This is a genomic window from Blastocatellia bacterium, assembly GCA_025054955.1.
Taxonomy (GTDB): Bacteria; Acidobacteriota; Blastocatellia; order HR10; family J050; genus JANWZE01.
Genome location: JANWZE010000079.1, coordinates 1 through 9,591 on the forward strand (window position 1 = coordinate 1; position 9,591 = coordinate 9,591).

Here is a 9,591-nt window from a genome sequence, read left to right on the forward strand (position 1 = left end):
CGGGAACGCCTGTGCCACATTCTCAGAGGAATCGTCCCTATGCAACAGCACGCCACGAAGGATGAAAATGGGGTACAGGCGGGAACGCCTGTGCCACTTTTTGGAGGAGGTTCAAAGAAGCGAATGGGGAGAGAACAACACAAGCCAACGATCAGGCCTGCGCAGCAGTGCTGTGCGAGTAGGTGGATGCAGACTGCTTTGCTCATTGTTTGGGTGGTAATGTGGGCTGTCACCTGTCATGGTCAATCGTCTGAAGCGCAGCCACGACGGTTGCATCTCAGTTTGAAGCAAGCGGTCGAGCTTGCTTTGGCGCCGGCCGGCCATGCGCGGGTTCAACTGGCCGAGCAACTGATTCGGCAGTCAGAGTCACGGCTGGCGCAGTCACGGGCAGCATTGCTGCCGATAGTGGATGCCTCGGTCAGCGAACAGAATCTGACGCGGAACCTGGAAGCCTTCGGCATCCGGTTTGAGCTTCCCGTGGCCGGATTCCGCCTGCCCACGCTGGCCGGACCGTTTTCGGTGTTCGATGCGCGCGCCACAGTTCATCAAAGCCTTTTCGATCTGAGTGCGCTGCGTCGGTTTCAAGCGGCGCAGAGGGCGCTGAGCAGCGCTCAGGCCGAAAGCGAGCATATCAATGACGAAATAGCGGGCGCCACGGCTGAGTCTTACTTGGCCGCGCTTCGTGCCAAAGCGAATCTGGAGCAGGCTGAGTCGAATGTGGCATTGGCCGAAGCGTTATTGAACTTGGCGGTTAACCAGAAGGCCGCCGGCACGGGCACCGGTATCGAGGTGACGCGGGCTGGCGTTCAATTAGCCAATGAACGACAACGCTTACTAGTGGCTCAACAGGAGCTGCGCCGCGCGTATCTTCAGTTGGCCAGCCTGATCGGTGTTGCGTTTGATGTCACATTAGAGCTGAGCGACACGCTCGATTTTGCGCCGTTGGACTCGCTCGGCGCTGAGGAGGCCATACGCCTTGCTCTTCAGACTCGCGCTGACGTCAAAGCGCAACAGTGGCGTGAGCAAAGCGCGCAGTTACATTATCAGGCGACGCGCGCTGAACGATTCCCCTCAGTGGTGGGCTTTGCCGATTATGGCTCAATTGGTTTAGGCCCAAACCGAGCGATCCCTACGCGCAGTTATGGCCTTTCGGTTCGCATTCCACTCTTTGATGGAGGGCGACGCGACGCGCGTCGCGCGGAGAGCTTGTCGCTGTGGCGCCAAGAGACGATCAAGAGGGATGATTTACGACGGCAGATCGAGCTGGAGGTTCGCGTGTCGCTTGACAGGTTACAATCGGCTGAGCAGCAGGTGAAGGTGGCAGAGCAAGGGCTTGTGTTGGCGGAAAACGAGCTTGCGCAAGCGCAACGTCGTTATGAAGCCGGCGTCACCACCAGTTTAGAATTGACCGATGCGCAGACGCGGTTGGTCAGAGCGAAGGAGAATCGTCTCACTGCCGTGTTCAATTATCATCTGGCCGTCCTCAACGTCGCCCGCGCTATCGGCGTGGTTCGCCAGATCATTCGCTGAAGGTGATGGACAGCAGTATGATGACCGCAAAGAAAGTGCTCATCCCGACGGTGTTGGTTGTTGTCGCTGTCGTTTCACTTAGCCTCTGGTGGTGGACGCGATCTGAACGGAAGGGCAGTGACAGCATTCGAGTCTCCGGCAATGTTGAATTGAGCGAAGTCAAGGTTTCGTTTAAGACAGCCGGACGATTAGTTGAGTTGCTGGTTGACGAAGGCGACGTGGTGAAGAAAGGCATGACGATTGCTCGGCTTGACCAGGAGCAGTTGGCGCATCAACGTGACCGGGAACGCGCCATCTTGACTGCTGCTCAGTCGCAATATGACCAATTGAAAACAGCTATCGAGTATCAGCGGCAAACGGTCATCGGACAAATTGCGCAATGGCAAGCTGAGTTGAAACAGGCCGAAGCCCATTTGCGCAAGCTGTTGGCTGGTTCACGCGCCCAGGAGATTGAACAGGCTCAGGCGCTTGTGCAGGAGGCGCGCACGCAGTTTGAATGGGCTGAGAAAGAATGGCGGCGCGCGCAGGTTTTGTATGCGAATGAAGACATCTCAACGGCGCAGTATGATCAGGCGCGCGCCCGATATGATGCGGCCACGGCGACACTGAAGCGAGCTGAGCAAAATGCGGCGCTGGTCAAAGAAGGTCCGCGAGCCGAGGATATTGAAGCGGCACGCGCGTTGGTCGAGCGAGCCAGGGCCGGACTGCGGCTGGCCGAGGCGGCCAAGCTGGAGCTGAAGCGACGCGAGCAAGAGTTGACGGCGCGACGCGCCGACGTGGATCGCGCGCGCGCCCAGGTAGCCCTTGTTGACGCACAACTGGATGACACCGTCGCCGTTTCCACAATTGATGGTGTTGTGCTGCAAAAAAGCGCCGAGGTTGGTGAAATGCTGGCTGCTGGGGCGACCGTGATCACCATTGGCGACTTGGATCGTCCGTGGATTCGCGGGTATATTGGTGAGCAGGATTTGGGGCGGGTCAAAATTGGCGCCAAGGTCAAGGTCACCACCGATTCATTTCCCAACAAGGTTTACTGGGGGCGCGTCTCATTCATTGCTTCGGAAGCCGAGTTCACGCCCAAACAAATCCAGACGCCTGAGGAGCGCGTCAAGCTCGTTTATCGAATTAAAATTGAGGTTGAGAATCCGCAGCACGAATTGAAGCTCAATATGCCTGTGGATGCGGAAATTTTATTGGGTGCGCAGTAGCGGGCCACGACATCGTCTCGAATCGTGATGAATGTTGATCCGCCCAATAGCTCGACGCGCCGGCCTCGGAGAGCAAGCTACAACACCGTCTCGAACCATGATGAATGACCAACAGCCTATTATCGAGGCACGCAATGTGACGCGCCGCTTTGGCTCGCTCATCGCCGTTGATCGGTTGAATCTGGAGGTGGCGCGTGGCGAGATTTTTGGTTTGGTCGGCCCTGATGGCGCAGGCAAGACCACGACGCTGCGATTGCTCTGTGGTTTGCTACGCCCATCCGAAGGGCAGGTGTGGATCGCCGGCTATGAGCTCCTCGGTCAGCCCGACGCGGTGAAGGAGCATATCGGGTACATGCCCCAGCGATTTGGTCTCTATGATGATCTGACCGTTGACGAGAACATGCGATTCTATGCCGATTTGTTCGGCCTGCCGTCGAACGAACGGGAAACATTCGCCAGACAATTGCTCAAGATGACACGCATGGAACCGTTCCGTCGTCGCCGCGCGGCGCACCTGTCCGGCGGGATGAAACAGAAGCTGGCGTTGATGTGCACGTTGCTGCATCGGCCAACCATTCTTCTGCTGGATGAACCGACCAGCGGCGTTGATCCGGTCTCGCGTCGTGATTTTTGGGTGATTCTCTACGAGTTGGTCAAGGAAGGCTTGACTGTATTGGTCACCACATCCTATCTGGACGAAGCCGAGCGGTGCAATCGAATTGGGTTGATCTATCAAGGGCGCTTGATCTATTGCGCCTCACCGGAACGGCTCAAGCAGGCTGTCTCCGAGCTGTGTTATGAAGTGAGCGGTCCTGATCAACGGGCTGCCAGAGAGGTGTTGCAATCCTGTGATGGCGTGCTGAGTGTGGAACCGGCAGGAGCGGTGTTGCATCTGTTTTTGTCGCCGGCGCGCACATCGGTCGCCATCCTTGAGCAACAGCTCAGCCGACACGGGCTAGGACCTTTCCAGTTCAAGCCACTGGTTCCCTCGCTGGAGGATGTGTTTATTGCGTTAGTGCGCAAGGCTGTCACGTCATGAACTGGGCGGTTGAGGTCACCGAGCTTGTCAAGCGATTCGGCGAGTTTGTCGCCGTTGATCATATTTCCTTCGCTGTGCCGCGCGGCCAGATTTTCGGTTTTTTGGGCCCCAATGGTGCTGGCAAATCAACCACCATACGAATTCTCTGCGGATTGCTCTCGCCCTCATCCGGTCGAGCTTATGTCAACGGCTTTGATGTCGCCAAGCAACCGGAAGCCGTCAAGCAAACGATTGGCTACATGTCGCAAAAGTTTTCGCTTTATGACGACCTGACCGTTGAGGAGAACATTGAATTCTTCAGTGGCATTTATGGCGTTCCGGCGCATCAGCGCGTTGAACGAAAGGAATATGTGCTGCATCTAGCCGGACTGGAAGAGAAACGTGCGGTGTTAACTCGGTGGTTGGCCGGCGGCTGGAAGCAACGCTTGGCGCTAGGTTGCGCGTTGCTGCATCAACCGCCGATTCTATTTCTGGATGAGCCAACATCGGGCGTTGACCCGATTGCGCGGCGACGCTTTTGGGATGTGATCTATGCGCTTTCTGAGGCTGGTCGCACGGTGTTTGTCAGCACGCACCACATGGACGAGGCGGAGTATTGTCACCGGTTGGCGTTGATGTATCGTGGACGCATCATCGCGCTTGACGCCCCGTCAGCGTTGAAAACCCTCTTGCCCTCCGATCGGCTGGTCTACCTGCTCAGTTCAGACTTACGAGCCAGCTTAAAAGCATTGGAACAAACGGAGGGCATCCTGGACATGGCAGTCTTCGGCGATGGCTTGCATATCACAGTGGAACACGCCGCAACGGCTATTGAGCAGATTCGCCACACGCTGGATCGCTCCGGCATCCAGATTGAGCGACTCGAGCTGATTGAGCCATCTATGGAGGACGTCTTTGTCGCCATGATTGAACAACAGGAGCGCACTCGCTCATGAGTCTGCGTCGCACACGAGCTATCGCCGGCAAGGAGCTGATTCACATTGTGCGCGACCCGCGCAGTCTGATCATGGCGCTGGCCATTCCGCTGCTGTTGCTGCTGCTGTTTGGTTACGCGCTGTCGTTGGATGTGGATCGAATTCCCACGTTGATCCTTGACGCGGATCGCACGCCGGAAAGCCGCGACGTGATCGAGCGATTTCGCGGATCACGCTATTTCGACGTGGGTGGCGTCGTTGATCGCTACGCGACGATTCAACAGCAGATAGACCGAGGCGCTTGTTTGTTGGCCGTGGTGATTGACCAGCATTTTGCTGAAGATTTGCGTGGCGGCCGGGAAGCGACGGTTCAACTGTTGGTGGATGGCAGCGACGCGAACACGGCCTCGATTGCCCTGGGCTATGCCGAAGCCTTGCTTCAAAGCTACGCGCTGGAGTGGCAACTCCGATGGGCTGATGAACACGGTCTGGGCGCGCGCGCCGCGCCAGTCCAAGCGCGGCTGCGCGTCTGGTACAACAGTGACATGAAGTCAAAGAACTACATCGTCCCTGGCTTGATAGCGGTCATCTTGATGATCATCGCCGCCCTGCTCACTTCGTTGACGATTGCGCGAGAGTGGGAGATGGGCACGATGGAGCAATTACTCTCCACGCCGGTCAGAGCGACCGAGCTGGTGTTAGGCAAGATGGCTGCCTACTTTGTTGTCGGCTTCATTGATATGTTGACGGCGCTCGGCGTCGGCGTGTTCATCTTCGATGTTCCGTTGCGCGGTAGCACGCTACTGGTTTTGGGCACGAGCTGCCTGTTTTTGTTCGGCGCGTTGTGTTGGGGGATTCTGCTCTCAGCTGTCACGCGGCAGCAGTTGGCTGCCTTTCAGTTGGGCATTCTGACATCGTTTTTACCAGCGTTTTTGTTGTCGGGATTCATCTTCTCTATCGAGAATATGCCGGGCGTTGTGCAATTGATCACTCACATCTTTCCCGCCCGTTACTTTGTGACGGCGCTGAAGGGAATTTTTCTCAAGGGAGTCAGTGTGCGCGTCTTGTGGGTGGAGTTGTTGTTTCTGCTCATCTATGCCGTCATTGTTTTCGTGCTGGCGACGCGCGCGCTCAGACGCCAGTTAGCCTGATCGTATGTGGTCACGGGTTCGCGAGATCGTTCGCAAAGAATTTCGCCAGGTGTTGCGCAATCCGCGCGCGCGGATTCTCTTATTCGTGCCGCCGATCATGCAATTGCTGATATTTGGCTACGCCGTCAACCTGGATGTCGAACACGGCGCGGTTGGATGGCTCGATCAAGATCAGACGCCGGCGAGCCGCGCGTTGTGTGCATCCATAGATGCGTCGGCGTACCTTGACATCGTGGCGGTTTATGCGCAGGAAGAGGACATTCACGTGGCGCTCGATCATGGCGCTGTGCAAGCCGTCGTGCATGTGCTACCCGGCTTTGGACGTGATCTGGAACGAGGAGAGACGGCGACAGTTCAGATCTTAATTGAAGGGACCAATTCCAATACGGCCTCGATCCTGGCCAACTATCTCAACCAACTGATCGCGCAGTATTCACGGCAGGTGTTTGCTCAGAGGCTATCGGAGCGACGCATCGGCGCGACTATGCCGAGCGCTGAACCGGTTGAGCTGCGTGTGCCGACGCTGGCGGTGAAAAGTCGTGTGTGGTTCAACCCTGAACTGCGCACTCGCAACTATTTTGTGCCCGGCGTGATTGCTAACATCATCACGTTGATTACACTGATGCTGACGGCGCTCGGCCTGGTGCGCGAGCGGGAGATCGGCACGATGGAACAATTGATGGTCACACCGCTTCGTCCCATTGAGTTGATGTTGGGCAAGACATTGCCATTTGCGCTGGTTGGCTTGATTGACGTGGTGGTGATGACGATGCTCGCGCTGATTGTGTTTGACGTACCATTTCAGGGCAGTGGGTGGCTCTTGTTGATCAGCGCCATTGTCTACTTGTTAACTTCGTTGGGCATCGGGTTGTTCATCTCGACGATCTCACGCACGCAGCAGCAAGCGGTGATGTCATCGTTTTTTTTCTTTCTGCCGGCCTTCGCGCTGAGCGGATTTGCGTTTCCCATCCGCAATATGCCCGAACCGGTGCAGTATGTGACCTATCTGAATCCCGTTCGCTATTTCATCGAAATTGTGCGCGGCATTTTTCTGAAGGGTGTAGGCCTGGATGTGCTCTGGCCGCAACTGCTGATCTTGTTGGTGCTGGGCACCATGATTTTGGGGTTCAGCGCATGGCGCTTTCACAAGCGGCTCGATTAGCGCGATGCGCGCGGCGGCAAGGAGGTTCTTGCGGACTAGCGCGCGTGCGCCCGTTCGCTCCTGCCATCCGCGTTCCATCCCGTGTGTGGTGATACCGAGCGTGCGCGTTCCCAGCCGGATGATGCTCAAATCGCTCTAAGCGGCTTTGGCCATGCGTTTGGTTTGACTGGCTTCGACGTAGATCTCTTCAGGCGGCTCGCGCAAGTCCCAGACCAGTCCGACCCACGAGAGCAGTTTCAAGATATAGTGAGTCACATCAATTTCCCACCAATAAAATCCTTGTCGCTCTGACCCTGGATAGCGATGGTGGTTATTGTGCCAGCCCTCGCCAAGCGTGATCATGGCAATCAGCCAACTGTTGCGGCTCTCGTCGCCGGTGGCGAAGCGGCGACGGCCAATAACATGCGCCAGTGAGTTGACCGTGTAGGTGCAGTGGGCCAAGATGATCGTGCTGATGAAAAAGCCCCATGTCAGCAGTTGCAAGCCTGACGTGTGCAGCCCTGGCGCCATCTTTTGCAGGACCCAGCCTAGCAAAAATAGCCCAACGGCGAGCGAGACGGGGCCAATCAAGTGGTAGCGGTTGAGAAAACGTAATTCAGGGAATTTGGCCAGGTCAGGAATGGCTTTGAAATCCGTCCTCGTGTACTTGGAACACAAAATCCAGCCAATATGTGACCACCAAAAGCCTCTGGTCACAGGCGAGTGAATATCCTTGGGCGTATCCGAATACCGATGGTGATCACGGTGCAGAGCCGCCCACCATAACGGCCCCTTCTGCACCGCCGTCGTACCCAGCAAGCCGAGGATGAACTGAAATGGACGACTGGTTTTATACGTGCGGTGCGAGAAATAACGATGGTACCCCCCTGTCACCGCGAACATGCGCACAACAACTGTGATGGCGCAGACGATGATGGCCGTCCAGCTTACTCCCGACCAAATCACTAACAGACAGGCCACGTGCATGCCGAAGAACGGCAGGCTGCCCAGCCAATCAATTTTTTCATCATCAGGCTTGACCACTCTTTTCGGGGAAGAACGTTCGATGTTGTTGTTGATAGTCGCGTCCGCTTGGTTCTTGATCGTCTGTTCACTCATCATGGTTGACGCCTCTGGCCATTGTTTAGGATGGCTATCTGGTGGGACGTGAGGTAAAAAATCAACATGCTCCTGCCCAGCCAATGATCGTACCCTGCACGTTGGAATCGCATCGGTTTAGTATAAGGCGGCAAGGCTAGCGGAAGAGCCGTGACTGTGTCAAGCAAATTTCTATCGGATTCTCATGCCAATTGCGTAGAGAAAGACCATTTCCATGAAGCCAAAAAGCAGAGCGGGACCTGAACTGACTGAGCGCAAGTCTGCGATCTTCACTTGGTATTTACTTCGGCGGCGGCAGTCGCCCACAGGGAGGATAGCCAGATGGGCAACGTCCTGGGTGGGCGTCGCCCCCAATTCATTGCGCCTTCGATAGTGCCACACGTTCCCTCATCGGCTCGTTCATGCTGTCCAATTGCTAGCCACGAGTGCGCTGCTCTGGCGCGTCTCCAACGCGCCACGATGGCTCGGCCTGCGTTGCCAGACGTTGCACGTCTGGCAACGTTGCATGCGCTGCCGGCGCGGCTCGGCAGAAACGGGCGCGTAAGAGAGTAATCCCGAATGCCATTAGAAAATCGGAGACTGCTGCTTGGGACGTTCTGCTGCTGCTACTCTCCATGTCGCTTGATCTCTCATGCCCCTTGCTCGGACTAATTGATATAAGGATGGCAAGACCGGAGTTGCCGAGCGGCAATGTGCATCGGCGCTCCGCAGGTGGAGATTTTGGTTTCCCGGAAAATTGCTCGCATCGCACGCCTCTGGTGTGCTTGTCGCCGGGGAAACCCTGACGTTAGCCGTGTCTTGCGATATTGGTGAGGTGTGTAGTGCCGCGTCAGCGACGGCATAACCGTGGCGTTGCAAAATTGGTGAGGTATGTAGCATGCCGCCGCCCCAGCGGCAGAGTGACATTAGCCATGCCCTTCAGGGCACGGTAGGCCAGCCGGCAGTAGATGGTCGTCGCGTCAGCGACGGTTGAATCTTTGAAAAGCCGAGCTAAAGTCAATGCGCCGCTACGCGGCAGCCGTGATACCGATTGCTGATTGCCGAATGCAGATTTTCACGATAACAGTGTGCATCCCTATGCATTCATGATGTTCTGCTTCTTGCCAAATGCTGATTGATACGTTCGGGCCATTTACCTCGCGATAAATCAGGGTTTTTCAATAGGTAATCGGTGTTGTTTGCCTGCTGGACCGACCGTTCGAACCCATGCCTCATGACAAAATGCGAGAATTAGTTTATCCTTAGCGCCTCGTTACATGCAGCAGGAGGTGTTGTCGTGAAGCGATGTGGTTGTGCCTTGATTGTTTTGATGATCATGATTAGCCCTGCCTGGCGTGCATACGCGCAGCAACGGGCCGCTCAGCAATCGGAAGATGTCCAGTCGCCTCCAGCCAAATCGCTCAAGCGATTGCCAGCGCATCCGCACGCGGAATACATCATCAGTCCGGGTGATGTGCTTTCTATCCGCGTGTTCCAGCAGCCGGACATG

General features: G+C 56.2%; 8 protein-coding genes. 7 read left to right on the forward strand and 1 reads right to left on the reverse strand.

From position 1 onward, the window contains the following. Positions 1-186 precede the first annotated feature (186 nt). The 6 genes from NZ823_10585 (at position 187) to NZ823_10610 (ending at position 7,004) form a co-directional block, all read left to right on the forward strand. Positions 187-1,530 carry a TolC family protein gene (locus NZ823_10585; protein MCS6805572.1) on the forward strand — a complete coding sequence of 448 codons (1,344 nt, stop codon included), beginning with the start codon at positions 187-189 and terminating at the stop codon, positions 1,528-1,530. A gap of 17 nt (positions 1,531-1,547) precedes the next feature. Then, positions 1,548-2,738, forward strand: coding sequence for an efflux RND transporter periplasmic adaptor subunit (locus NZ823_10590; GenBank protein MCS6805573.1), 1,191 nt, complete (start codon positions 1,548-1,550; stop codon positions 2,736-2,738). Between the two features lie 100 nt (positions 2,739-2,838). Beyond that, positions 2,839-3,777, forward strand: coding sequence for an ABC transporter ATP-binding protein (locus NZ823_10595; GenBank protein MCS6805574.1), 939 nt, complete (start codon positions 2,839-2,841; stop codon positions 3,775-3,777). After that, positions 3,774-4,712 carry an ABC transporter ATP-binding protein gene (locus NZ823_10600; GenBank protein ID MCS6805575.1) on the forward strand — a complete coding sequence of 313 codons (939 nt, stop codon included), beginning with the start codon at positions 3,774-3,776 and terminating at the stop codon, positions 4,710-4,712. The genes NZ823_10595 and NZ823_10600 overlap by 4 nt, the downstream gene beginning before the upstream one ends. After that, the gene (locus tag NZ823_10605) at positions 4,709-5,842 is read left to right on the forward strand and encodes an ABC transporter permease (protein ID MCS6805576.1); all 1,134 of its coding nucleotides are present in this window, start codon (positions 4,709-4,711) and stop codon (positions 5,840-5,842) included. The genes NZ823_10600 and NZ823_10605 overlap by 4 nt, the downstream gene beginning before the upstream one ends. Before the next feature lie 4 nt (positions 5,843-5,846). Beyond that, the gene (locus NZ823_10610; protein MCS6805577.1) at positions 5,847-7,004 is read left to right on the forward strand and encodes an ABC transporter permease; all 1,158 of its coding nucleotides are present in this window, start codon (positions 5,847-5,849) and stop codon (positions 7,002-7,004) included. 135 nt (positions 7,005-7,139) lie between these two features. Here the strand turns inward: NZ823_10610 and NZ823_10615 are convergent, their stop codons facing one another. Beyond that, positions 7,140-7,970 carry an acyl-CoA desaturase gene (locus tag NZ823_10615; protein ID MCS6805578.1) on the reverse strand — a complete coding sequence of 277 codons (831 nt, stop codon included), beginning with the start codon at positions 7,968-7,970 and terminating at the stop codon, positions 7,140-7,142. Between the two features lie 1,408 nt (positions 7,971-9,378). On the opposite strand from NZ823_10615, the gene NZ823_10620 reads away from it, so the two are divergent. Then, the coding region (locus tag NZ823_10620) for a polysaccharide biosynthesis/export family protein (GenBank protein MCS6805579.1) at positions 9,379-9,591 on the forward strand (213 nt) is incomplete at its 3' end.